This window comes from Ochrobactrum sp. XJ1, assembly GCF_024701725.1.
GTDB lineage: Bacteria > Pseudomonadota > Alphaproteobacteria > Rhizobiales > Rhizobiaceae > Brucella > Brucella anthropi.
In genome coordinates this window covers 1-23261 of sequence record NZ_VDGD01000017.1, presented here as the reverse complement: position 1 = coordinate 23261, position 23261 = coordinate 1, and the positions used below count along the sequence as shown (strand labels likewise).

Sequence of the window (23261 nt, the reverse complement as noted above, 5' to 3'; positions counted from 1 at the left end):
CTACATTCTGACGACATAAAGAAACAATAGTTAAAAGAGAGGAACTTCGAGATGAAATGCAAAACGCTTATGAGCACAACAAGCCTTGCTTCACTCCTGATGTTTGGATTGTTGGCTGGCAACATGAATGCAGCTCTCGCCAGTGACGCCGTGGTTGCAGAACCTGATGCTCCCGTCGAATATTCTGGCACGTTGAGCATTTTGACGAAGTTCGGCCTTCAGCAGCTTTCCCCCTACTTCGTCAACGCTGCCAAGGAATATGAGAAGCTTCATCCGGGCGTCAAAGTCGAGCTTATTCAGGAAAGCGACGATAGCGTGAAGGGGAAAACCAAGGCCCTGGTTGCGTCTAACTCGCTGCCAGATATCTACTTCACCTGGACTGGGAGCTGGGGCGAGAATTTTGTGCGAGGCAATCGCGCTGTCGATCTGACCAAGATTATTGGTCCCGATACGCCATGGGGAAAACAGCTCGCCCATGCTGCCGTCAGGGCATTCCAGTATAATGGCAAACTATACGGTATTCCGCTTTATCTGGATGCAAAGTTCATGGGCTATAACAAAGCCCTTTTTGACAAGGCCGGTGTGGCGGAACCGAAGAGTTTCGATGAACTGATCAGTGCATGTGCAGCTCTGCGCAAGTCCGGTGTGACGCCGATTTCGTTCGGTAACAAGGAAGGCTGGCCGGCTGTGCATTTTGCCGGACAGTTGCTTGCCTATAATGTACCACAAGCGACGCTTGAAAAGGATTTCAACCCGAAGACAGCCGAATATTCGGATGCAGGCTATGTTGAGAGCCTGACACAACTGAAGAAGCTCATCGACGATTGCTCGGACGGCGCAGGTACAAACGGCTCATCCTATGCTTCGGCATTGCAGCAGTTCAGCAACGCCAAATCCGCAATGTACTATCAAGAAATTATCGAGTTTGATCAAAGCACGGCAGATGGTGCACTGAAGAAGGAAGACTTTGGCTTTTTCAAACTTCCAGCAGCGAAAGACGCAAAGGGTGATGTCAAATCAATCGAAGGTGCACCCGAAGGCTATATGATCAATTCAGCTTCGAAGAACATTCCGCTGGCTGTGGATTTCATGAAGTTTATCACCTCGCCCGAAAACGGGAAGGTTTTGTCGGCCCCACCTTATGGGCAGCCAAGCGCCACTGTTGGCGGATATTCGGCTGAAAGCATGAACCCGTCTGTCGTTGAAGGTCTCAAGGTTATCGCGGATTCGTCCTATCTGATGCCGTGGCTTGATACGGCCAATCCACCGCGCGTTGCATCTGTCTGGCTTTCGGGCCTGCAAGCCCTGATTGGTGGATCCATGACACCGGAACAGGTCATGGAAAAGGTAAAAAAGGCTGCAGCCTCTTCCCGATAAGGATGTTATTGGCCGATGACTGTCATGAAGCGTGAATATAGAGGGGAGGCTGTCAAAAACGGCTTCCCCCTGCCGGACGGGTCGCAATTCGACAAGTCCGGTTTGCTGGCGAAGCTGCTGTCGTTCCGTTGGGTTCTGATCGCGTTCGTTTTAATCCTATGGTTTGTCTACTATCCCATCATCGACAACTTTATCGTCAGCACGACAAATCAGGATATTTTTACTGGCGAAACTGCCTTTGTCGGTCTGGATAATTATCGACGTCTGCAAGACGATCCGGTGATCTGGACGGCGATCTTGAACAACATGCTTTATGCCGTCATTTCGGTCGTGTTCCAGGTGTTCGGTGCATTCGTGCTTGCGGCGATTATTGAAGGCCTGCAACATGAAACATGGCGCAGGTTCTGGCGCGCTGTCTATTTCATACCATCAGCAATTTCGATCACGGTGACGGGGCTGCTGTTCTACTTTATTTATCAGCCCGATATAGGCCTGCTGGATTCCGCTTTTACCCATATGGGACTTGGCGCTTGGTCTCGGGCATGGCTGGGAGAAGAACAGACCGCGATCTACTCAATCATTGCCATGAGCCAGTGGCAGGGCTTTGGCTATTCAACCCTTCTATTTGCCATCGCGATCCAGAAGATCCCGCGCGAACTTTATGATGCGGCGACTATGGACGGCGCAGGTATGTGGCGTCGGCTGTGGAACATAACCTTTCCACTGACACGCGAAATGACCGGTCTCATGGTCATCGTTACGATTACCGGAGCGTTTCAGGTCTTCAACGAAGTCATGGTTATGACAGGCGGCGGCCCCAACAACAGCAGTCAGGTGTTGGGAACCTGGCTCTATCAACAGGGCTTTATTGAAAATGACTTCGGTTATGGCGCTGCGATCGCGTCGGTGATTTTTATCATCACGCTGCTGACCGGTTTTGGACAGCTCTGGCATACTAGAAAGCGGAGGGTGGAACTATGAGCAACGCCTCCTATCAGTCGCGCGAGATGCAACCCACGGATTTTGTGCAGACGCTTGTGCGTGTCTGTCTGGTTACTTTCCTCATTAGTCTTGGTATCGTTGTAATCTATCCGCTGCTGTGGATGGCCTTGAATGGGTTCAAGGCCAACTCCGAGATATTTGGTGAGCCGTTTGCGCTGCCAACAGGCTTCACGCTCGACAACTACATCTCAGCCTGGAACCAGGGCATCAGGAACTATATTGCAACGAGCATCATCGTCACGCTGGTTTCAGCTGTTTGTACGGTTCTGGTAAGCGCCTGGACTGCTTATGGCTTGACGCGATCCAAACTGCCGGGCAAGCCGTTCTTTGTGGGTCTGGTGCTTGGCGGATTGATGTTGAGCCCAACGGTTGCGGTTATTCCGCTGGTGCGGATCATGCAAAAGCTTGGTCTCTATAACACCTATTGGGCGCTTATCATTCTCTACACGGCGTTCCGCATCCCGTTCACCACGTTTCTTATTCGCGCCTATATGCTTGGTCTTCCGCGCGATCTGGACGAAGCCGCTGTCATGGACGGGGCAAGTGAAGGTCAGATTTTCTGGCGTGTGACCTTACCTCTTTGCAAGCCGATACTCGTCTCCTGCGTGATCCTGCACGTTCTGTTTGCCTGGAATGAATATCTCTTCGCCATGATCTTCACCAGTGGTGCGGATGTGCAGACCCTGCCAGTCGGCCTTACATCAATCATGGCAAAACACGGAACTAATTATGCCGTTGTCTTTGCTGCAATGACACTTTCGGCACTTCCGATCCTGATCGTCTTCTTCGCCGCACAGCGTTTCTTCATTCGCGGGCTGGCGGAAGGCATCGGCAAATAGCGTGGTGGAAAATGTTAAAACGTGAACAGTTGATCGGTGCCAACTTTTCGTTCCAGCACTATCCCTTTCAATGGGTTGTCGAACAGCTTCGACTGATGGGCTTTCAACGTATGGAGCTATGGGGAATAGCCCCCCATCTTGATCTGTTTCATGCTGACCGTGCACGGCATTCAGGTGTCCGGTCAATTCTGAATGATAACGGGATCAGCGTGCATTGCTTCACCCCGGAACAGGTTCTTTATCCGGTCAACATAGCCTCAGGCGACGTAGCTTATCGTGAAAAGAGTGTTGAATGCTTTCTGCGAGCAGCCGATTTCAGTGCCGAACTGGGTGCGAGCTACCTCTTCTTGACACCCGGACGGGGTTTTGAGTGCGAGAGCCGCGAACGCGCGTGGAACCATTCGCTTCAGTCGTTGGAGAGAATTACGACACATGCGGCCAATCTGGGGCTTCGATGTTTGCTTAAGCCCCTACAGCGCACTGAAAGCAACATCGTCAATAATGCCGCCGATCTTGAACGTCTCTGGCAGGATCTGAATGTGGAAAATGTCGATCTGGTACTTGATCTGGTTGCCATGGCAGCGGCTGAAGATAAGGTCAGTGATTACTTTTCGAGATTTGGCAAACGTCTTGCCCATGTTCATGTCGTCGATGGAACATCAGCGGGACATTTGGCGTGGGGGGACGGAAACTTGCCACTTGACGGCTACCTTGCTGAAATCGCTCATCATTCATTCCGGGGCACATTGACCTTCGAGCCGTTTGGCAATGGCTCATATGCACTGGATCCGGTTGCAGTCTGGCGGCGCTGCCTTGATGCGATTTCCCCTCATTTTGATACTGCGGAATGATGATGAAGAACGCAAATCTCAATCTTGTTGCTGTGGGTGACAACTGCCTTGATGCTTATCTGAACAAGGGGGTCGTTACTGTTGGTGGAAATGCCCTTAATGTTGCTGTGCAGTGGAAACGGCTTGGGGTCGGTGCCCGGTATATCGGCGCACTGGCACCCGACAGGGAAGCAGAGATCATGCTTGGTGTGATCGAAGATGTCGGACTTGTGCCAAGCGATATTGAAACTATTCAGGGAAATTCAGCTGTAACGCTTTTGACCGATAATGACGGTGAACGGCATTTTCTGTTTGAATCTCTGGGTGTTGGTGAAAACTACATTCCAGATCAGCAGCGATATCAGGCATTGCTCTCATCCGATTGGACTCATCTTGGGACCAATTCCAGTGAAAAACTGGTGCGTCAGCTTGTAGAGGACGGTGTCAGATTCAGTGTGGATGTCTCTACCCGGCATTTTGACCTGACGCTTGAGGGCGTCCCGTTGGTTTTTGCATCAGGACCAGACGACCCGGACGAACCGGTTCAACCATTGATTACACAATTCAAACGGGCTGGAGCTCAACAGGTCGTTATTACCTGCGGCAAACGCGGTTCTTTCTATGACAATGGACGCCAATTGTATTCCGCAGGTTCCGTACCCGTGAACGTGGTCGACACTTGTGGAGCTGGTGATAGCTTTATCGCCTCATTTCTGGTGGCGCTTTTCTTCGAAGGTTGCTCTGAAGAAGAGGCGCTGCAAAAGGCTGCTGTCAGTGCGTCTGAAACCTGCACGCACCCGGGGGGCTTTCCCCAGCCCTTGCAGTCAATCCCACAATGGCTGCTCGACAAATACCACGAAGTGATTGCAACAGCGCAGAAGGTCTGACTATGAGCTCTATCACAATGAGACCACCCGTTGTCGCGGCGAAGCAGGATCGTTCCTTCTGGCTGCAAAGTATTGGCGCAGATCCGGTCACCGCACCTTTAACGGGTCAGCAGCAATGCGATATTGCAATCGTTGGCGGGGGATATGCCGGGCTTTGGACGGCACTGCGGATACGAGAACAAGAACCAAATTCGCGTATCACAATCCTGGAAGCAGATTTTTGCGGTTCGGGCGCATCCGGGCGTAATGGCGGACAAGTCCACAGCTGGTATGCTGAAATCGATATGTTGCGCGACCTTGTGGGCGACGAAGATGCGCGCATGCTTTGTCAGGCAACCTGCGATGCAATTGATGAGCTGAAAGCGCTGCAAGATTGTGGAACCATTGACATGGATCTGCGTCTTGATGGCTGGCTGTGGACCGCAAGTTCTGTCGCACAGGAAGGTGCGTGGGCGAAAGCACTGGATATCTGTCAGAAATCCGGGTTCAACCCGTTCCAGACACTGAATGCGCACGACATTGAACGGCGCACTGGCTCTAGCGCATCATATGCCGGTATTGTCGAGGAGCGGGCAGGGACTGTCCAGCCTGCCAAGCTTGCTCTTGGCCTTCGCAAACTTGCGCTTTCCAAGGGGATTGTCATTCATGAAAAAAGCCCTGTTTTGGAGATCGTTCCGGGTGAGCGGCTCGAACTTAAAACACAAGACGGGACATTGACTGCCAACAAAGTTGCTTTAACGGTCAATGCTTGGGCTTCCGCGATCCCTGAGCTTCATCCCTATCTTTATGTGGTGAGCAGTCAACTCGTTGCGACAGCGCCTGCTGGAGATATACTCAAGCGTATCGGTTGGACTGATGGTGCTTCGATCTGTGATGCGCAGCAACACGTGCTCTATTATCAGCGCACGCCGTCGGATCAGGTCGTATTTGGACGGGGAACGGGTGGAATTGCCTATAATGATCGGATTGACGAACGTTTTAATCGCAGCGGCGACGGCGGTGCAGACAATATACGTGAACTGCACCGCGTATATCCTCAGCTAAAGGACGTGCCGATCCTTCATGACTGGAGCGGTCCGATCGACTGTACGGCGCAGCATCTACCGGTATTCGATCATTTAAGGCATTACCCGAATATTTTCTATGCTCTGGGTTTCAATGGGACCGGCATTGCCCAGGCGCCTGTCGCAGGTCGGATCCTTGCAAGCCTGATCCTGGGACGCGTGGATAAATGGAGCAGTTGTGGTTTGGTGGGGATCAAAAACCGCACCAAGCTTCCGCCCGAACCTGTGCGTTATCTGGGTGCGAAAATCGTCCGCGCGGCTATTCGAAGAAAGAACGATACCGAAATCCTCAACCGTGTCCCGGGCCCCATAACGAGGTTCCTGGCAAGTCTGGCTCCGTGAGCAACACAACCCAAGCGAAACAAGAATAAAAGGAATGGGAACGATGGCCGACCTGTCGCTGAAGAATATACGTAAATCCTACGCCAACCTGGAAGTACTCCATGGCATTGACCTTGATATTACATCGGGGGAGTTTGTCGTTTTCGTCGGGCCGTCCGGTTGTGGAAAGTCAACCCTGTTGCGCTCAATTGCAGGCCTTGAGACGATAACGTCGGGTGATCTTGTCATCGCCGGGGAGCGTATGAACAATGTCGCTCCGTCGAAACGGGGTATTTCGATGGTCTTCCAGTCATATGCACTTTATCCTCATATGACAGTCTATGAGAATATGGCTTTCGGTCTGCGTATTGCCGGCGTGACGAAGGCAGAGATAGACAAACGGGTCAAGAAAGCCGGCGAAATTCTTCAGCTTAGTGAATATCTGCAACGCTTGCCAAAGGCCCTTTCGGGAGGACAAAGACAACGTGTTGCGATTGGACGCGCAATTGTCAGAAACCCGCGTGTTTTCCTGTTTGACGAACCCTTGTCCAATCTTGATGCAGCCCTGCGGGTGGCTACACGCATCGAGCTTGCAAAACTCAAGCAAAGCATGCCCGATGTCACGATGATTTATGTGACCCACGATCAGGTGGAAGCGATGACACTGGCGGATCGGATCGTTGTGTTCAAGGATGGCAATATCGAGCAGATTGGAACACCAGTAGAGCTTTACAAAAAGCCAGCCAATCTTTTCGTTGCGCAGTTTATCGGTTCTCCAGCCATGAACATACTCGCGGGCACTATATCGGAGACCTCGGGACGTAGTTATACCTGTCATCTTGATTGTGGGACGAAACTTGCCCTTGAAGCCAGTGATGGAACTTTCGCACTCAATGATAGAGTTAGCGTTGGAATTCGACCCGAGAATACCAGGATTGCCCGCGAGGAAACTGGCAGCCCCCTCTTTTCGGGAACCGTGGATCTTGTAGAGCATCTGGGCGAGGCGCAAATCCTTTACATCGACATGGTCGGTTCCGACACCAAATATCTGATCAAAACCCCTGAGGAAGCGGATTTTAGGCTCTCAGATACATTACGATTTACAGCTTCGACGAAGGACATGCATATCTTCTCCGCCAATGGAACAGCCGTTCCGGTTCAAGTAATCTAGAGTTTTGAATATCATCTTTGGGCAGTGATTTCGGCGCAGCGGTATATAGTGCGGTTTTGAAAAGGTAATGCAGTGATCTCTGGCAAACGCAATTGATTGTCGTACGGTGTTGGTCGGAAAAGATCGTAGCGGCGAGTTCCGCATTATGGAGGCCATTCACCGTATAGCGAGCAGCCATGGCAATGTCGGGAACGGTAGTAGTCCCGGCCCAACTTCAACGAAGATTGAGCCGGGGTGCTGTTAGTAGTCGGTGATCTTTTTCATGTAGCGGCGACCGTCCAGCATGACCTGTTCACGTTTCGCCGCCAACTTATAGGCAAATTTCCAAAGAGCATCGAAGAAAATCAACGGCACGAAATATCCCTTGAAAGTGTCATCTATGTCAGCGAGATCGAGTTTCGCTGCATCCAGCACCAACATATTGTCCGGCTCGCCGAAACGGTACAGGAAATCCCGGCCACGCTCGGCCAGCGCACGCGTTTCATCGAGCCCAATCATGACGACGAAGCAGGCATTTTTATCGACGACTTCGAATGGGCCATGGAAGAACTCATTGGCGTGGATAGCTTGCGAGTTGATCCACAGCATTTCCATGAGCACGCAGATGGAGAATGAATAGGCTGCGCCATAAACCGGACCGCTAGCCATGGTGTACACGACTTTTTCGCGGCCATAGCGCTCTGCATATCTGGTAAAGGTTTCATCAAAATGCTGCTGACCGCGTTCAATGGCCGGTTGCAGTGCCGGCAGGCTTTCCAGCAGTTTGGGCAGCAGGCTGGTCTTGTCGCGTAAATCGACAATGCCCGCCAGCAACATGTAAAGCACGCTGTAATTGCTGTCGGCACCATCGATCGGAATGCCGGTGGTGTAGGACGCCTGGTATTGCAGCACGTGGTCGGCGGCGGCGGCGAGCGGCGATTGCGGATCCAGCGTCAGGGAGATCACGCAGGCGCCCCGGCGACGGGCATGTTCTGCCGCCCGCACCGTTTCCTTGGTGGTGCCCGTCTGGGAGCACAGAATGACAATGGCATCGCTGTTGAGGCGACGCGGGTCGCGTGTGACGAACTCGTCGCCATTATAGACATCAGAGGTCAGCAGTCCCGAATGGCGATCCAGAAAATACTTGCCCGGATGCATGATTGACAGCGATCCGCCGCAGGCAACCAGAAACACATGCGAAAAATCCCGCTGCGCAAGCGCATTCAAGGTTTCAGCAATATCGGTAGGAAGTTGTTTGGGCATTCTATTCCTCTTTTCAGCGTCTTGAAGAGCCCGGCTGTGCCGATCGGCAGCCGTTCCGGTCCAGTGCAACATTTCCCGGTACCAACCCCGCGATACGTTGACAGTTCTACTTTAGTGTGCGAACGTTCTCACATCTTGTCAATTGGGAAAATAAGAATGATCAAAATCGCGGCGATGGGCGATAATGTCGTCGATTGTTACATTTCGCGTCGGGAAATGTTTCCGGGCGGTAACTGTGTCAATGTCGCTATCCATATGAGCCGTTTTGGGGCCGAGGCGGCCTATATCGGCGTGGTTGCCGCAGATGCGGCCGGAAGGGTCATTCAGGCCGCACTGCGCGACGAGGACGTCGATACTTCGCATCTGCGCATGGAGGCCACAGGCAAGACGGCCTATTGCATCATTGGTCATCGCGGTAACAATGATCGCTATTTCATCCGCTTTGATCTCGGAGTGTCGATGTTTGAGCCGAGCGCCGCCGATATTCAGTTTGCGCGCCGGTTCGATGCCGTCCATATCGGTCAGTCGAGCGGCCTTGACGGCTGGCTGGATGCCATTGCGCCGCAACGTCTGTCCTATGATTTCTCCACCCGTCGCGACGTGGAACACTATCGACGCATCGGCCCGAAATGCTTTCTAGCCGCTGTTTCGGGCGGTGAGCTTTCGCCGGACGAGGTTACGGCGACCATTGCCTGCCTGCGCGAGAGCGGCGCGGATTGGGTGCTGATCACCCGCGGCACCAAGGGCGCAGTTCTTGCCGGTGCGCAAGGGGTTTTCCATGCCGAAGCAACACCGATTGTGGCGGTTGACACGTTAGGCGCTGGTGACAGTTTCATCGCCCGCACCCTTTATGGCCTGGTGAAAGGCGAGGCGCCCGCAACATTGCTACAGGCGGCGTCACGCGTTGCTGCGGCGACATGTGGCCAATATGGTGGTACAGGTCATGCCGCGCCGATTGATCTCGGCGAGCCTATAGCCGAGTTGCAGGATTGAGCTCGCTGCGCGTGTCTTTTTGAGGTTAAGACCGGCCAGATCAACCGGGATGGCGGGCGAGCGAACAACGGGGCTGCCATTCGGCATGCAGCACGATATCCTGCTGCGCCCGATCGGCGCTATCGAGCCGCTCCAGGACCAGACGAGCCGCGGCTTCGCCAACCTCGAGCAGCGGCTGCCGGATTGCCGTCAGTTTAGGGGTAAAGAACGACATCCAGTCCAGATCGTCGAAGCAGACCACGGACAGTTGCTGCGGAATGGAAATATCGAGTTCGCTGATTGCCAGCATGGCGCCGGCTGACATCAATCCATCGGTGGTAAACAGCGCTGAAGGCGGGGTTTCCCGGGTCAGCAACGCGATGGCGTGCTGGCGGGCAATATCGATCGAATAGCTGCCCACCTGGGCAACGAGGCTCGGATCAAAGGCGATCCCGGCTTCCTCATGCGCTTCGATATAGCCGAGCAGACGTTGCCAGCTCGGATAAAGCGATGAAATATCGATTTTCTTGTGCTGGCGGTCGTGAAGAAATGCGTTGAGATTCTTGTAGCGGCCATGCTCGAGTTCCGCCAGTACGCCAATCCGACTATGGCCGTCGAGAATCATTTGGGTCACTGCGGCGTGGGCGGCCTGGCGGCCATTGACGGTCACCGAATCCGCCTTCAATCCCTTCACGCGGCGATCGATCTGAACCACCGGACAGCCGCTGGCAACGACATCGTGCAAGTGCTGCGCCTTGAGAATATCACAGGGCGCAATGATGATGCCGTCGGCCTGCTTTTCGCGCAGAAGATCCACTGCCTCCAGCTCACGATCGATCGATTCATCGCTGTTGGTGACGATCAAGCCAAAGCCGCGCGCACGAACCACATCGGAAATACCGCGCAGAATACTGGCGTAAAACGGGCTTTGCATGTCGCCCGCGACAACGCCTATGGTCTTGCTGCGCCCGGTGATAAGACTGCGTGCCAGCAGATTGGGGCGATAGCCCAGCATATCAGCGGATTTCTTCACCTTGTCGCGGATTTCTTCGCTGGTATAGCCATAGCCGCCCAATACACGTCCGGCGGTCGCGGTGCTGACGCCGGCCAGGCGCGCCACATCGGCAATGGTCGTCTTGTCGGCGCGTCGTTCACTCATGTCTGCGCGTTCCTTCCAAGCAGTTTCACGCTGCTCAATACCTGTACCGTTTCATAGGCGATGATGGGCCTGATCTCAACTTTCAACTTGACGGATGCGATCAATCAATGGCTATATTGTGAGAACGTTCGCATATCATTTTCAGCAACGCAAGTAGAAGACGAGCCTCGCACGGGGATAAAGTTCCAATCAAAGGGGAGATAAATGACCAATCGTCGCAAAACCGCATCCCGGCGCATGATGGTAGCGCTGGCGGCGCTGGCCACGGCCGCCAGCATCACCTCGGTGCATGCCGCACCGATCAAGGCACTACAGGACGCTGTGCCGGAGAATTATAGGAAGGGCGTCAAGATTGCTGCCTTCAATGACTGGCCACCGGACGAGTTTGTCGAAGACGGCGTCCTGAAAGGCTGGAGCATCGACATGGCCAAAGCCATATCGGAACGCATTGGCGTACCATTCGAATTTACCGCAACCAGTTTCGACGCCATCATTCCGGGCCTGGCCAGCAAGCGTTTTGACGCCGGATTTTCTTCCTTCGGTGTGACGCCGGAACGGCTTGATTCGCTTGATTTCATTCCTCAGCGCAAGGAAGGCACCGCCTATGCCTTCTTGAAAGGCAAGGATTTTTCCATCAAGTCGGAAAAAGATCTGTGCGGCCATAGCGTTGCAGTGATGACAGGTGCCTGGGACTACCAATATCTGAAGGAAAAGAGCGCGGAATTGTGCGAATCCGCCGGTGAGAAGCCGATTAACCTGCAGCAATTCACCACCCAGAACGCCGCCGAACTGGCTGTGTCCTCGGGGCGTGTTGAGATGGTGGCGGCCGGATCGGCAAAAATGCACTATATGGCCAAGATTACGGGGCGCTTCAGCGTATCTGAACTGGTCAGCAATCCGGTCTTCAACGGCATTGGCGTGCGCAAGGGTGATGCGCTTGGGCCAGTTTTCCGTGATGCCATCCAGTCCATGATCGATGACGGCTCCTACAAGGAAATCATGGCAAAGTGGGGCGTTGATGGCGCCGGCACCCTGGAAAAGGCGGTTCTGGTTACTAAGGACAATCCGGAGCCAAAATAGTCAGGGCCGATTGAAGGAGAACGCCCGTCAGCCGGCGGCGGTGCGAATACAGCCGCGGTCCATTACGCAAGGGCCGGCCCGGAAGACGGGCCGGCGGGTTTGGTAAGTTCGAATACGAATTTCGCTAAACACGATACGGTAGTCTGGAGTAAATCATGGCAAGAACAGCAAAGACGGTCGCGCACCGGCCGGATATACATAGTGTCAAACCGATACCCGTGCGCCATCCGTCTCGATGGATCACCGGCGCCGTGCTCATTCTGATCGCATTGAGTTTTGTCAATATGCTGGCGACCAATGAGAACCTGCAATGGAACATTGTTGTGCGCTACATGTTTCATCCCGACATTCTCGCTGGCTTGGCGCGCACGCTGTTCCTGACTTTTGCCGCAATGATCTTCGGTTTTGCAATCGGCATCATACTGGCCGTGATGCGCCTTTCGGCCAATCCGGTGCTGCAATGGGCAAGCTGGCTGTGGATATGGTTCTTTCGCGGCGTTCCACCCCTGGTTCAGCTGATTTTCTGGTACAATCTGGCGCTTCTGGTTCCCAATCTGACCATTGGCATTCCGTTCGGGCCGACATTGTGGTCCTGGGACATGAACACGCTGATCACGCCGATGAGTGCAGCACTGCTTGGCCTGTCCTTTACAGAAAGCGCCTATGCCGCCGAAACCATCCGCGCTGGCATCCAGGCGATCAATCCGGGCCAGACCGAGGCCGCCGCGACACTTGGCATGACGCGGTTTCAGATCATGAAGCGCATCGTGCTGCCGCAGGCAATCCGTATTATCATTCCGCCGATCGGCAATGACACCATTTCAATGCTGAAATTCACGTCGCTGGTCAGCGTGCTTGCCTTGCCCGATCTGCTCTATTCGGCGCAGATGATTTATTCGCGCACATATCAGACCATTCCGCTGCTGATCGTGGCTACGATTTGGTATCTCATCCTGTCAACCGCCCTGACTATCATCGAACACCATATCGAGAACCACCTGAAATCCCGGCAGATCACCCGTTCCGCGTCATTCCTGTCCAGACTGCTGCCCTTCAAATTTGCGCTTGGATATCAAAAATGAATGAAACGCCCGCGAGCTTGCCACTGCTGCAGGTGGAAAGACTGACCAAATCTTTTGGCAATCACCGGGTGCTCGACGGCATCGACATAACGGTGGAAAAGGGGGACGTGACCTGCATTGTCGGCCCATCCGGCTCCGGCAAAAGCACATTGCTGCGCTGTCTGAACTATCTCGAAGTGCCGGATTCGGGTGCCGTGTTGCTGGAAGGCGAGCCGATCGGCATGCGTTGGCAGGGTGAGCGGCTTTATACGATGTCCTTCAACGAACTGGCACGCCAGCGCCAGAAAATGGGCATGGTGTTCCAGGGCTTCCATCTCTTCCCCCATAAGACCGTGGTGGAAAACATCATCGAGGCGCCTATGATCGTGCGTAAGATTAGCCGTCAGGCGGCCATTGCTGCGGCGATGAAGTTGCTGGAAAAAGTCGGCCTTACCGAGCGCGCGAATTATTATCCCGACCAGCTCTCCGGTGGGCAGCAGCAACGCGTGGCGATTGCCCGTTCATTGGCCATGCAGCCTCGGCTGATGCTTTTTGATGAACCCACATCAGCTCTTGATCCGGAACTCGTCGGTGAGGTTCTGGCGGTGATGCGCCAGTTGGCCGAAGATGGCGTGACCATGATTGTCGTCACGCATGAAATGAACTTCGCCCGCGAAGTCGCCGACCACCTGATTTTCATGGATGGTGGCGTGATTGTTGAATCCGGCCCGCCTAAAAAGGTTATGGGCAATCCACAACATCCGCGTACTAAAAGTTTTTTGAAGCGCGTGGCGTGACAGGAACGAATGATGATAATTCTCAATGCACAGCAAACCGAAGCCGCGCTCGATTATCCGGGATTGATCGAAGCCTTGCGTCAAGCGCATGCGAGCGGCAAACGACCGCAAAGCGACACTACCGTGCTTCAGGATCGGAAAAGCGCAGACAACCAGTTTGTGTCCCTGGTAGCTTGGCTCGAAGGGGAGGCGGTTGCCGTCAAGCTGGTCGGTGTTTTCCCTGCGAATGTCAAACTTCCTGTGGCCCAACCTTCGATCCAAGGCACGGTAACGCTGTTCAGCGGTCAGACCGGCGAAGCACTCATGGTCTGTGATGGCGCCATTGAAACCTTCAAGAAGACGGCGGCAGATTCGGCACTTGGCGCCAGCCTGCTGGCGCGCAAGGACGCCCGTACCTTGCTGGTGGTTGGTGCCGGGGGGCTAGCGCCCCATGTGGTGCAGGCTCATTGCGCCAGCCGACCGTCGATCGATCAAGTCTTTATCTGGAACCGCAACTTCGACAGGGCGCAAAAACTTGCCAGCCGACTTGACATTGCTGGCGTCGACATCGTTGCCGTGGAGAATCTCGATAACACAGTATCGATGGCGGACATCATATCGTGTGTCACCATGTCGACCAATCCGCTGGTTAAGGGAAAACTCCTCAAAGAGGGCGCTCATGTCGATCTGATCGGTGCCTATATGCCGGACATGCGTGAAGCCGATGATGACGTGTTCCGTCGTGCCGGACGGGTATTTGTTGATACGCGCCATTGCTGTGATGGTTCGGGCGAACTCGGAATTCCGCTCGCCACTGGACTGATCAAGCATGAGCAGATCGAAGCTGATTTGATTGAGCTATGTCAGTCAAAACATCCGGGCCGCAGCGATGATCGCCAGATCACGGTCTACAAGAATGTCGGTGGCGGGCATCTCGATCTGTTTACTGCCCAATATCTGTACAGCACTTTTTAGAGGCGGCGGGGCCACGTTTAACACACACGATATTGAACACCGGATGGTTGCGAAGGCCCGTTGTTGACTGGCAATCAAAGCCGCGATTGCCTGCTTAGTACCTTCATGCCGGTCGCTCGGGTGCTGTGGGTGAAAATCCGAAAAGGGGCGTCCAGTAGGGTCGTGTCACTATACAAGTTGGAAGAGATATCGGATTTAGACCTTTCGTTTACTTGACTGAATTAACGGTTAGAGCGGAATTTATTTCCGATGGAGTCAAGGTTGCTACCGAAGTGGGATATGCTGCACGACAATCCCCTGTTGTTATTCAGGGGGTTGTCGGATTTGGCAGATGTTTGGTATTGATTACTTGTAAGCGGAAACCACAATCTCTATCAGCGTATCACCACCCAGATCGGCAACGCCAACAGTTGCACGGGTTGGCAGCAGAGAAGGATCAATCCATTCCTTCCAGACCTTATCCATTTCAGGCTTCTTGTTGAGATCCGTTACGAAGATGGTTGCTGCCAGAAGCTTGGTCTTGTCCGTGCCTGCCTGCGCCAGATAGCTGTCGAGCTTGGCGAGGATTTCGCTGGTCTGACCGGCCATATCCAGGCTTTCGTCATCACAGGTGGTTCCACCGACATAGACAATGCCATTGTGTTCGACGACGCGATGCATAATCGGCGTCTGAATGAAACGCTCAGCCATAGTTTAGTCCTTTCAGATGGTTGGGGAGTTATCCGGTTGTTCGCCGGTGACGGCGAAAACAGCATCGGGGGTTTGAGGCAGTGCTGCGATTTCGCAGAGCGGTACCGGTTTCACCGGAGTGCGCAGACGATAGAAACCGACCGTTTGAGGTGCACGGTTTTGCACCTCGGCCAATATTTCCGTGACGGTGGAACTGCACATGCGACCCTGACAGGGACCCATGCCGCAGCGGAACATGGTTTTAAGCTGGTTGGGGCCGACAATATTGCAGGCCGCCGCGTCGCGGATTGCGCCTGCGGTCACTTCCTCGCAACGGCAGACAATCGTTTCCCGATCCATTGGCGCGCGAAATGCCTGTGCAGGCAGATAAAGCGCATCGATAAAGGCGCGACCGCGTTCGACGCGACGCGCTTGTGTATGCAGCTTAGCGATTTTCGAATTCAACGTTGAGGCCAATGCCGGAAAGATATCCTGACAGGCTGCGAGTGCTGCGATGCGCCCGCTCTGCTCGGCAACCAATGCACCGCCGATGCCGCTGCCGTCACCAGCAATGTAGATGGTCGGAATAGACGAACGCCCGCTGCCGTCGAGTTGCGGTTGAAAGCATTTCTGGCCGTCGTTCCAGACCAGAGCGCAGCCGGAAGCATTGGCGAGATTGTTATTGGGGATCACACCGTGATGCAGGAATACGCTATCGACCGCAAGCCTGTTTGTTTTGCCCTTTGCCGAAAAGCAGATCGCTTCCGCTTCGTCTTTTCCTTCAATGGCGATATCGGTGACACCGGAATAAACTGGTACCGACTTGCGTACCTTTAAGAGAAGCGAAAGCCCCTTCAAGGCATAGGGCGAGAAAAGGAACGAAAACAGGCTTGGCGCGGCTTTCATGTAATTTGCGCTGGGAGTCGTATCGAGCAATGCAGCAACCTTGCCGCCCGCCTGCAACAGCTGCGCGGCGAACATGTAGAGCAGCGGGCCGGTTCCCGCCAGAACCACATTTCCGTTGGGCAGGAGGCCGGAAGCCTTCAACGCAATCTGTGCTGCGCCGATGGTCATAACACCCGGCAATGTCCAGCCCCTGACAGGCATCGGGCGCTCCATCGCACCGGTCGCGAAGATCACGCGGCGCGCTGAAACAATCCCGCTCTTGCCGCTTACCGATACGCGCAGATCAACGCCGTTGTTGTCGCCATCCTGTGGTTCCACACTCCAGACAAGGACCTGCGGCACATAGGTGGCATTGCTGGCGATAAACGCTTTCAGGACATCTTTGCCTCGCCAGTAGTCGGTGCCGAGAAACGGCCTGCGGGCAGTCGTATTGTGTTCGATGCCACGGTAAATCTGGCCGCCGGCGGCAGGGTTCTCATCGAACAGAACCACATTAGCGCCAGCGGCGCTTGCCTCTGCGGCTGCCGACATGCCTGCTGGTCCCGCGCCGATAATGGCGAGGTCATAAAACGCGTTGAGCGCATGAATACTGGAAACTCTCTTGAGCATTGTCGTCATGGTTCCACCCGACGCGCACCGGTCTGGGAAGAAATGATCATTCCATTGGCCACAAGCGTCATGCAAGCCTGGCGGTTCTGAACACCATCAATGGTGACCAGACATTCAAAGCAGATGCCCATCAGGCAATAGGGCGCTCGCGGTTGATCACCAACGACGCTGTTTCTGAGCCGGTTGATACCCTCTCCAAGCAGCGCTGCGGCGACAGTTACATTGGCAGGTACCGTCAAGGTACGCGCATCGAATGTGATCGTTACGGTTTCCTCTGGTGTCTCAGTTTTAAGAAACATTTTAGGAGACATGAAACCTCCGGCCGGAGAATGCATCACCAGCAAGTTGTTTGGCATCGGCTGCTATTTCCTGCGCCAGGATCAGGGCATGGTTGGCTGCAAGCGTGACGCCGGAATGGCACATGACGGCGTAAGCCCCCGGGTGGCTTTCGGACTGTTCGTAAATCGGCAGGCCGTCCGGTGTCTTGATCCGAAACCCGGTCCAACTGCGAATGACATTGACCTCGGCCAGATGTGGGAATGTCCGCACTGCTCTGTTGGCCAGAACCGCGTTGATATCCTGATTGGTGGCGATCCGATCCGTGTGAGTTTCCTGACTGTCGCCGATCATAACGCCGCCTTCATCCGCTTGCCGCAGCGTGGCCGCTGTATAGGGGAAGAAGGGCGCGCATTTCTCCGTTACAAGAATTTGGCCTTTGCTACGCACAACTGGCGTAGCAAGACCGACACTCTTGGCAAGCTCTGCATTGCCGTTGCCCGCTGCCAGAATGACGCGCTCGGTGAAGACTTCACCCCATGCGCCACTCAGGAGAAAGCCGCCGTTTTGCGGAGTGATGGACGAGACTTCACAATGCGGTTCATAGGAAGCGCCGAGTTTGATTATGCCTGTATGCAAGGCGCGAAACAGGCGCAGTGAATTCACGTCGCCGTCCATCGGCGAATAGATCGAGCCGATCACATCCCGACCGATGGAGGGGACCATTTTGGCCGTTTCCTGATGGTTGAGCACGACATGTTCGGGGGCGTCATTGCCAAGCTCCCGCGCTACTGTCGCGACGTCTTCGGCAAACATTTGAAGCTCGCGCTTGTCGAGGCAAAAGGTGAAAGCGCCTGTCTGTTTCAACGCGACATCAAGGCCGGCGACATCCCGCAATTCATCTGCGAAAGCGGGCCACAGGCGCGCCGATTGCATTGTCCAACGGGCATAGTGTGGTGCGCCTACGCCTTTGCCCTGTACCCAAATGAGCGCGAAATTGGCACGGGATGCGCGCAGGGACAGGTCTTCCCCATCGAGAAGCATTGGACGCAGACCGGATCGGGCGAGACCCCAGGCGATGGCAGAGCCAACCAGTCCCGCTCCGATAATGACTATGTTTTGGTCCGGCAATCTGCGCATTCGTAAATTCAATCTGTTGTCACAGCGTCGTCAGTGGTGGGCCAGACGAGGGGCTGGCCCGATTGTGTTGGTTCAGTTTTGCGGGCTTACGTCCACTTTGAACCACTTCTCGGAAAGCTTTTTCACCGTGCCGTCGGCAATTGCTGCCTGAATGGCTGTATCGAAGCGACTCTTCAGGGCGGTATCTTCCTTGCGCAGACCGACGCCGATCATGCCGAAGACTTTGCCGGAAAACAGCGGCCCGGCCAGCTTCGCGCCCTTCATGTCGTCCTTTTCCAGCGCAGCTGCAAGAACCGTCGCATTGGCGACAACCGCATCCACACGTCCGCTGGTCAGGTCGAAATTGTGCTCTTCGGCGGTCTTGTACTCACGGACATCCGCGCCATCCTTGAAATATTGTTCCATGAAGGCCGAAGCGGTTGTGGAACCCTGAACGCCGACGGTCTTGCCGTTGATTTTCCTGGCGATTGCTTCGAGAACCGGCTTGGCTGCATCGGAATCGACATTCAGCGGCTTGCCGCCTTCCGGCATATCGGCGAGGTCGCTGTCTTCCATGACTGCGAAGGAATTGATGGCCGCCGCATAAGGCGACGAAAACGCGATCACTTCCTCACGCTTCGGTGTGATGCTCATGCCCGCCATGATGGCGTCATACTTGCCAGCGGTCAGCGATGGAATGATGCCGTCCCAGTTCTGGGCGGTAATTTCGCATTTCGCTTTCAGGCGCTCGCAAAGGTCTTTGGCAAGATCAATCTCGAAGCCTTCCAGCACGCCATTCGGGCCGGAAAAATTCCACGGCGCATAAGCACCTTCGGTGGCAATGCGCACGATGTCTTCGGCCTGCGCGGTCGGTGCGACGGCGAGAACGCCAAGGACGGAAAGGACGAATTTCAGTTTCATATGTTCACCTCTGTTAAAAACCGATCGATCGGTTCATGCGTTTTGTTTGGAAATGAATTGCCGGAACCGTTCGCTTTTGGGGTTGCCAAAAACCTCGTCGGGCGTGCCTTCTTCTTCAATCAGGCCCTGACGCAGAAACACGACACGGCTGGACACATCCCGGGCGAAGCCCATCTCGTGGGTCACAACCAGCATGGTGCGTCCCTCTGCCGCCAGATCGCGCATGACCTTCAGCACCTCTGCCACCAGCTCTGGATCGAGTGCGGAGGTTGGTTCATCAAACAGCATGATCTTCGGACGCATTGCCAACGCGCGGGCAATCGCCGCGCGTTGCTGCTGCCCGCCGGAAAGATGTGCGGGATAGAAGTTGCGCTTATCGGCAATGCCGACACGCTCCAGCAGTGCTTCAGCCTCGGCAATGCTCTCCGATCGGTTTCGCTTCTGTACATGGACAGGCGCTTCGATCAGATTTTCGAGGATAGTCAGGTGCGACCACAGATTGAACGACTGAAATACCATCGTCGCCTGACCGCGCAGCCGCTGAACCTGTTTCACATCGACTGGTCGAGGCGCGCGTCCGGGCTGTTGGTCGAGCTTGTATGGCTCGCCGTGAATAGCTACGCTACCAGCATCCGGTACTTCCAGCATATTGATGCAGCGCAGCAGTGTGGATTTGCCGGAACCTGACGCGCCCAGAATGGAGATGACTTCACCCTGGTGGGCCTGCAATGAAACGGAATGCAGAACCTTGTGCGCGCCATAGCATTTTTCGAGGTTCTTGATCTCGACCGCAGGCGTTTCGAAACTTTGCATTATGAGTTTCCTCCGGCGGCATGCACGATGACAGGCTGACGCTGGGCCGCCGACAGGCGGTATTCCAGCAGTTTGAAGATTCTGGTGACCACGAAATTCAAGAGGAGATAGATCGCGCCCGCGCAGATAAAGACTTCGACAAGGCGGTAGGTGGCAGAAATCAGCTTGGCCGCCAGCCCTGTTACTTCCATCATGGTGATGGTTGATGCCAGCGCCGTGGACTTCACCATCAAGATAACTTCATTCGAATAGGCGGGCAGCATCTGCCGCAGGGCCTGTGGGGCCAGAATACGACGGACGAGGGTGAAGCCGCTCATGCCATAAGCACGCGCTGCTTCGATCTGCCCGGTCGCGACCGACAGAACGCCGCCTCGTATGATTTCGGCGCTATAGGCAGCCGTATTGAGAGCAAGGGCCAAGACCGCGCACCAATAGGGTTCGCGTAGAAACGGCCAGAGAAAGCTCCTGCGCAGTTCGGGAAACTGGCTGAGACCGTAATAGATGATGTAGAGCTGTACCAGCAGCGGGGTGCCGCGCAGCACGAAGATGTAACCTCGCGCAATGAGGTCCAGTATCAGATTACCCGACAGACGCATCGTGGCCAGTATCGTCGCCAGCACGGCGCCACTGATAACTGATAGCGCCATTAGCTGCAGCGTCAGCGGAATACCGCGACAAAGCTCAACGAAACTGTCGAACATGAACGGGAGGTCGAGAAAGTTCATACCGCCCTCCGGATGCCGCGCATGGCGCGTTTTTCGGCCGTCTTGAACAACAGGCCCGATACGAATGTGATGACAAGGTAAAGCAGCCCGGCGGTCAGAAAGAATGTAAACGGTTTGCGGGTCGATCCGGCGCCAATTTGGGCTTGACGCATCAGTTCAACCAGTCCAACGACAGAAATCAGCGCGGATTCCTTCAAGACGAGTTGCCAGACATTGCCGATGCCCGGAATGGCAAAACGTGCTGCCTGCGGAACCATGATACGGCGGAACAGTAGGTGCGTTGGCATGCCATAGGCCTTGGCGGCCTCGATCTCGCCTTTAGGGAGTGCAAGTACGGCACCGCGATAGACTTCGGCTTGATACGCGCCCGAAACCACGCCAATGGCCAGCGCACCGGTTATGAAAATTGGCGCACTTACGAAACCGTGCCCGCCAAACAATGCCCCAATTTGGCTCAACACAGCGCTACTGCCGAAATAAAATAGGTAAATGACGAGAAGATCGGGGATGCCGCGAAGCACCGTCGAATATCCGTCAGCCGCAATTCTCAGAATACGCTGGGATGAAAATGAAGAGGCAGCGGCAACAATGCCAAACACCGCGCCTGCTGCGAAACCGCAGAAGGCTACTGCAAGTGTCATGCCGGTAGCCCGGAGCATATCGTAGCCCCAGCCGTCTTCGGCAAAACCCATCAAATCCAGATATGCGCTGACCGCACCCAACTGCTTTGTTCCCTTTTTTTGTCCGGTGCATCGTCACGCCGGTACGTTTATGGGAGTGGTTTGACAGCGGGACTTAATACAGTCAAATTCGAAATGAAGCCCAGAGCATAACCAAATATTATGGTGAAACATGAACCTGCGTCAGGTCGAAGCGTTCCGCACTGTCATGCTGACGGGTAAAATGACGGCTGCAGCGGAACTGATGGCGATCACCCAACCCGCCGTAAGCCGCCTGATCCGCGACTTTGAAATCGACACGAAACTCAAACTGTTCAACCGGCGCGGGAACCAGTTGACGCCAACGCAGGCGGCCATGACGCTGTTGCAGGAAGTCGAGCGGGCCTATGTCGGGCTCAATCGCATCAGGAGTTTCGCCGATGAGATCAGCCGTCAGAATGCGGGCATGTTGCGTATTGCTGCCATGCCTGCGCTTGCAAATGGGATCATGCCGCGCTTCCTCGCCCGATTTCTCAGGGAGCGTCCCAATATCCACGCTTCTTTGAACGGCATTTCATCCGCTCTGGTTGTGGAGGCCGTCGCATCCGGTCAGGTCGATCTTGGTTTTGCCGACGGTCCGCTCGACAGACCCGGTTTCGATATCGAAACGAGGGCGATACCGGCCGTCGTTGCAGTTCCATTGGGACATCGTCTTGCAGATTATTCGGAAGTTTCCCCGGAGGATCTCGCTAATGAACGCATGATCACGCTGGAGCCGGGTTCGCTGTTTGCCATGCGTGTAGAGGTTGCGCTTGCACGCATCCCACGGTCGGCCACCATCGAGACCCGCCTTTCGCACACAGCGCTGACACTCGTCGCTGAAGGTGTCGGCATAACAATCATTGATCCGTCCTCAGCAACGGATTTTCGCGGACGTGGAGTGGCGATCCGACCTTTTACGACCTTTGTCGATGCTGGCTTTCTGGTCATCCGCCGGAGTAACGGCCCTGACAACAGCCTGGCTCAACGTTTTATAGATGAGTTCTGGGCCTATCATGAGACGTTGCTGGCGGATGAATGAGGGGCACGCGTGGTCGTGGTATTGAAGAAGAACCTCAGCGCCGACACGTCACTGTTCATCGTCGTCACCGGGACGCCCTCGCTTTGCTGCCATATCTGGAAGCGGCGCAAATCATCCACGGACGCGGTATCGGGGGGGCTCCCGAGAAAGCTGGCAAGTCGTCCGATATCGCGCAGATAGTTGCGTTGGGTCTTGTGCCCGAAGTGGCGCAGGTTCATGTCGTCGATCAGGCGTTGACGAAGCGGGCTGATCGCGGGCGAATTCAGTTGGTTGTGCATGGTCAGGCTTCTTGTTGAAAAAGCCTGTCATTCTCTACTCGCTCCGTGCGACACTCAATGCAGAGCGCAATGGTCGCTCTGTGCTTGCGACCTCAGTCGCACGCGTCTTCCCGCGAATCGGGTTCGTTCCGGCCTCGTTCAGGTCATTCAAAAGTTAGGTGAGGATGGACGGGGCGTCCAGCTAGGTTCGGGGGTGCCGCCCACGCGCGTTTCAGTCGCACTGCCCATGACAATACTGAGAGGCTAATACTTGAACATCGAGTATCTATGGGAGCTTCGATGCGTAAGGCCATTGTTTTGGGCGGATACGGGCTCATCGGCAGAGCGTGCATGCGGGCTTTGGCGAATGCCGGATTTGAAGTTGTCGGTGTATGCATAACGGCAATCTAGGTGAGATTCAGCGTCAATCAGGATGAGACTCGCGCCGGGGTGTGACGGAGTGAGGGCGT

At 54.8% G+C, this 23261-nt stretch carries 24 protein-coding genes; 13 read left to right on the top strand and 11 right to left on the bottom strand.

The window, feature by feature from the left end:
* Positions 1-69: 69 nt before the first annotated feature.
* The 7 genes from FG152_RS23380 to FG152_RS23350 are packed head-to-tail and all read left to right on the top strand — an operon-like array spanning position 70 to position 7491.
* Positions 70-1377, top strand: a complete 1308-nt coding sequence (locus FG152_RS23380) for an ABC transporter substrate-binding protein (protein WP_235784312.1) — start codon at positions 70-72, stop codon at positions 1375-1377.
* Positions 1378-1401: 24 nt separating this feature from the next.
* A complete protein-coding gene (locus FG152_RS23375; protein WP_235994247.1) occupies positions 1402-2358 on the top strand; it encodes a carbohydrate ABC transporter permease in 957 nt (318 codons plus the stop codon).
* On the top strand, positions 2355-3218 hold the full coding sequence (locus tag FG152_RS23370; RefSeq protein WP_051517824.1) for a carbohydrate ABC transporter permease: 864 nt from the start codon (positions 2355-2357) through the stop codon (positions 3216-3218). Before FG152_RS23375 ends, FG152_RS23370 begins: the two co-directional genes overlap by 4 nt.
* Before the next feature lie 11 nt (positions 3219-3229).
* Positions 3230-4069, top strand: coding sequence for a sugar phosphate isomerase/epimerase family protein (locus tag FG152_RS23365; protein WP_105529389.1), 840 nt, complete (start codon positions 3230-3232; stop codon positions 4067-4069).
* Positions 4066-4935 (top strand): PfkB family carbohydrate kinase, encoded by an 870-nt coding sequence (locus FG152_RS23360; RefSeq protein ID WP_080692064.1) that lies wholly within the window; start codon positions 4066-4068, stop codon positions 4933-4935. The genes FG152_RS23365 and FG152_RS23360 overlap by 4 nt, the downstream gene beginning before the upstream one ends.
* Positions 4936-4937: 2 nt before the next feature.
* The gene (locus tag FG152_RS23355) at positions 4938-6341 is read left to right on the top strand and encodes an NAD(P)/FAD-dependent oxidoreductase (protein ID WP_036586985.1); all 1404 of its coding nucleotides are present in this window, start codon (positions 4938-4940) and stop codon (positions 6339-6341) included.
* A 43-nt stretch (positions 6342-6384) separates the two neighbouring features.
* The gene (locus FG152_RS23350; RefSeq protein ID WP_036586987.1) at positions 6385-7491 is read left to right on the top strand and encodes an ABC transporter ATP-binding protein; all 1107 of its coding nucleotides are present in this window, start codon (positions 6385-6387) and stop codon (positions 7489-7491) included.
* A 240-nt stretch (positions 7492-7731) separates the two neighbouring features.
* On the opposite strand, the gene FG152_RS23345 is transcribed toward FG152_RS23350, so the two are convergent.
* Positions 7732-8733 carry an SIS domain-containing protein gene (locus tag FG152_RS23345; RefSeq protein ID WP_036586989.1) on the bottom strand — a complete coding sequence of 334 codons (1002 nt, stop codon included), beginning with the start codon at positions 8731-8733 and terminating at the stop codon, positions 7732-7734.
* Here FG152_RS23345 and FG152_RS23340 point away from each other — a divergent pair.
* Positions 8665-9726 (top strand): PfkB family carbohydrate kinase, encoded by a 1062-nt coding sequence (locus FG152_RS23340; RefSeq protein WP_255447027.1) that lies wholly within the window; start codon positions 8665-8667, stop codon positions 9724-9726. The genes FG152_RS23345 and FG152_RS23340 overlap by 69 nt on opposite strands.
* A gap of 40 nt (positions 9727-9766) precedes the next feature.
* Here the strand turns inward: FG152_RS23340 and FG152_RS23335 are convergent, their stop codons facing one another.
* A complete protein-coding gene (locus FG152_RS23335) occupies positions 9767-10864 on the bottom strand; it encodes a LacI family DNA-binding transcriptional regulator (protein ID WP_036586993.1) in 1098 nt (365 codons plus the stop codon).
* A gap of 204 nt (positions 10865-11068) precedes the next feature.
* Between FG152_RS23335 and FG152_RS23330 the strand changes: the two genes are divergently transcribed.
* From FG152_RS23330 to lhpI, 4 genes are all read left to right on the top strand, one after another.
* Positions 11069-11944 (top strand): ABC transporter substrate-binding protein, encoded by an 876-nt coding sequence (locus tag FG152_RS23330; protein WP_036586994.1) that lies wholly within the window; start codon positions 11069-11071, stop codon positions 11942-11944.
* A gap of 155 nt (positions 11945-12099) precedes the next feature.
* Positions 12100-13026, top strand: a complete 927-nt coding sequence (locus FG152_RS23325; RefSeq protein ID WP_051517825.1) for an amino acid ABC transporter permease — start codon at positions 12100-12102, stop codon at positions 13024-13026.
* Positions 13023-13802: an amino acid ABC transporter ATP-binding protein gene (locus FG152_RS23320; RefSeq protein ID WP_036586995.1), complete on the top strand. Its 780-nt coding sequence runs from the start codon at positions 13023-13025 to the stop codon at positions 13800-13802. The genes FG152_RS23325 and FG152_RS23320 overlap by 4 nt, the downstream gene beginning before the upstream one ends.
* Positions 13803-13814: 12 nt before the next feature.
* Positions 13815-14756 (top strand): bifunctional Delta(1)-pyrroline-2-carboxylate/Delta(1)-piperideine-2-carboxylate reductase, encoded by a 942-nt coding sequence (gene lhpI, locus FG152_RS23315; RefSeq protein WP_318269027.1) that lies wholly within the window; start codon positions 13815-13817, stop codon positions 14754-14756.
* A gap of 345 nt (positions 14757-15101) precedes the next feature.
* On the opposite strand, the gene FG152_RS23310 is transcribed toward lhpI, so the two are convergent.
* The 8 genes from FG152_RS23310 to FG152_RS23275 all read right to left on the bottom strand — a co-directional run bounded on the left by FG152_RS23310 (position 15102) and on the right by FG152_RS23275 (position 21486).
* A complete protein-coding gene (locus tag FG152_RS23310) occupies positions 15102-15446 on the bottom strand; it encodes a RidA family protein (RefSeq protein WP_006468219.1) in 345 nt (114 codons plus the stop codon).
* A gap of 12 nt (positions 15447-15458) precedes the next feature.
* Positions 15459-16949 (bottom strand): FAD/NAD(P)-dependent oxidoreductase, encoded by a 1491-nt coding sequence (locus tag FG152_RS23305; RefSeq protein WP_036586998.1) that lies wholly within the window; start codon positions 16947-16949, stop codon positions 15459-15461.
* On the bottom strand, positions 16946-17239 hold the full coding sequence (locus FG152_RS23300) for a (2Fe-2S)-binding protein (protein WP_021585398.1): 294 nt from the start codon (positions 17237-17239) through the stop codon (positions 16946-16948). Before FG152_RS23300 ends, FG152_RS23305 begins: the two co-directional genes overlap by 4 nt.
* A 1-nt stretch (position 17240) precedes the next feature.
* Positions 17241-18356, bottom strand: coding sequence for an NAD(P)/FAD-dependent oxidoreductase (locus FG152_RS23295; RefSeq protein WP_036586999.1), 1116 nt, complete (start codon positions 18354-18356; stop codon positions 17241-17243).
* 72 nt (positions 18357-18428) lie between these two features.
* Positions 18429-19256: a lysine/arginine/ornithine ABC transporter substrate-binding protein gene (locus FG152_RS23290; protein ID WP_036587000.1), complete on the bottom strand. Its 828-nt coding sequence runs from the start codon at positions 19254-19256 to the stop codon at positions 18429-18431.
* A 33-nt stretch (positions 19257-19289) separates the two neighbouring features.
* Entirely contained in the window at positions 19290-20069 is a 780-nt protein-coding gene (locus FG152_RS23285; RefSeq protein ID WP_036587001.1) for an ABC transporter ATP-binding protein, read from the bottom strand.
* Positions 20069-20794: an ABC transporter permease gene (locus FG152_RS23280; RefSeq protein WP_036587003.1), complete on the bottom strand. Its 726-nt coding sequence runs from the start codon at positions 20792-20794 to the stop codon at positions 20069-20071. The genes FG152_RS23285 and FG152_RS23280 overlap by 1 nt, the downstream gene beginning before the upstream one ends.
* Positions 20791-21486 (bottom strand): ABC transporter permease, encoded by a 696-nt coding sequence (locus tag FG152_RS23275; protein ID WP_036587203.1) that lies wholly within the window; start codon positions 21484-21486, stop codon positions 20791-20793. Before FG152_RS23275 ends, FG152_RS23280 begins: the two co-directional genes overlap by 4 nt.
* 160 nt (positions 21487-21646) lie before the next feature.
* On the opposite strand from FG152_RS23275, the gene FG152_RS23270 reads away from it, so the two are divergent.
* Entirely contained in the window at positions 21647-22534 is an 888-nt protein-coding gene (locus FG152_RS23270; protein WP_006468226.1) for a LysR substrate-binding domain-containing protein, read from the top strand.
* Here FG152_RS23270 and FG152_RS23265 read toward each other — a convergent pair.
* Positions 22507-22812: a phage integrase N-terminal SAM-like domain-containing protein gene (locus FG152_RS23265; RefSeq protein ID WP_080692065.1), complete on the bottom strand. Its 306-nt coding sequence runs from the start codon at positions 22810-22812 to the stop codon at positions 22507-22509. The two genes, FG152_RS23270 and FG152_RS23265, sit on opposite strands and share 28 nt — an antisense overlap.
* Positions 22813-23261: the final 449 nt, after the last annotated feature.

Bases quoted from the DNA above. Each gene is read 5' to 3' on its own strand.
- FG152_RS23380 (WP_235784312.1), top strand. From the start codon at position 70: ATGAGCACAACAAGCCTTGCTTCACTCCTGATGTTTGGATTGTTGGCT.
- FG152_RS23375 (WP_235994247.1), top strand. From the start codon at position 1,402: ATGAAGCGTGAATATAGAGGGGAGGCTGTCAAAAACGGCTTCCCCCTG.
- FG152_RS23370 (WP_051517824.1), top strand. From the start codon at position 2,355: ATGAGCAACGCCTCCTATCAGTCGCGCGAGATGCAACCCACGGATTTT.
- FG152_RS23365 (WP_105529389.1), top strand. From the start codon at position 3,230: ATGTTAAAACGTGAACAGTTGATCGGTGCCAACTTTTCGTTCCAGCAC.
- FG152_RS23360 (WP_080692064.1), top strand. From the start codon at position 4,066: ATGATGATGAAGAACGCAAATCTCAATCTTGTTGCTGTGGGTGACAAC.
- FG152_RS23355 (WP_036586985.1), top strand. From the start codon at position 4,938: ATGAGCTCTATCACAATGAGACCACCCGTTGTCGCGGCGAAGCAGGAT.
- FG152_RS23350 (WP_036586987.1), top strand. From the start codon at position 6,385: ATGGCCGACCTGTCGCTGAAGAATATACGTAAATCCTACGCCAACCTG.
- FG152_RS23340 (WP_255447027.1), top strand. From the start codon at position 8,665: ATGCGAAAAATCCCGCTGCGCAAGCGCATTCAAGGTTTCAGCAATATC.
- FG152_RS23345 (WP_036586989.1), bottom strand. From the start codon at position 8,733: ATGCCCAAACAACTTCCTACCGATATTGCTGAAACCTTGAATGCGCTT.
- FG152_RS23335 (WP_036586993.1), bottom strand. From the start codon at position 10,864: ATGAGTGAACGACGCGCCGACAAGACGACCATTGCCGATGTGGCGCGC.
- FG152_RS23330 (WP_036586994.1), top strand. From the start codon at position 11,069: ATGACCAATCGTCGCAAAACCGCATCCCGGCGCATGATGGTAGCGCTG.
- FG152_RS23325 (WP_051517825.1), top strand. From the start codon at position 12,100: ATGGCAAGAACAGCAAAGACGGTCGCGCACCGGCCGGATATACATAGT.
- FG152_RS23320 (WP_036586995.1), top strand. From the start codon at position 13,023: ATGAATGAAACGCCCGCGAGCTTGCCACTGCTGCAGGTGGAAAGACTG.
- lhpI (WP_318269027.1), top strand. From the start codon at position 13,815: ATGATAATTCTCAATGCACAGCAAACCGAAGCCGCGCTCGATTATCCG.
- FG152_RS23310 (WP_006468219.1), bottom strand. From the start codon at position 15,446: ATGGCTGAGCGTTTCATTCAGACGCCGATTATGCATCGCGTCGTCGAA.
- FG152_RS23305 (WP_036586998.1), bottom strand. From the start codon at position 16,949: ATGACGACAATGCTCAAGAGAGTTTCCAGTATTCATGCGCTCAACGCG.
- FG152_RS23300 (WP_021585398.1), bottom strand. From the start codon at position 17,239: ATGTTTCTTAAAACTGAGACACCAGAGGAAACCGTAACGATCACATTC.
- FG152_RS23295 (WP_036586999.1), bottom strand. From the start codon at position 18,356: ATGCGCAGATTGCCGGACCAAAACATAGTCATTATCGGAGCGGGACTG.
- FG152_RS23290 (WP_036587000.1), bottom strand. From the start codon at position 19,256: ATGAAACTGAAATTCGTCCTTTCCGTCCTTGGCGTTCTCGCCGTCGCA.
- FG152_RS23285 (WP_036587001.1), bottom strand. From the start codon at position 20,069: ATGCAAAGTTTCGAAACGCCTGCGGTCGAGATCAAGAACCTCGAAAAA.
- FG152_RS23280 (WP_036587003.1), bottom strand. From the start codon at position 20,794: ATGAACTTTCTCGACCTCCCGTTCATGTTCGACAGTTTCGTTGAGCTT.
- FG152_RS23275 (WP_036587203.1), bottom strand. From the start codon at position 21,486: ATGGGTTTTGCCGAAGACGGCTGGGGCTACGATATGCTCCGGGCTACC.
- FG152_RS23270 (WP_006468226.1), top strand. From the start codon at position 21,647: ATGAACCTGCGTCAGGTCGAAGCGTTCCGCACTGTCATGCTGACGGGT.
- FG152_RS23265 (WP_080692065.1), bottom strand. From the start codon at position 22,812: ATGCACAACCAACTGAATTCGCCCGCGATCAGCCCGCTTCGTCAACGC.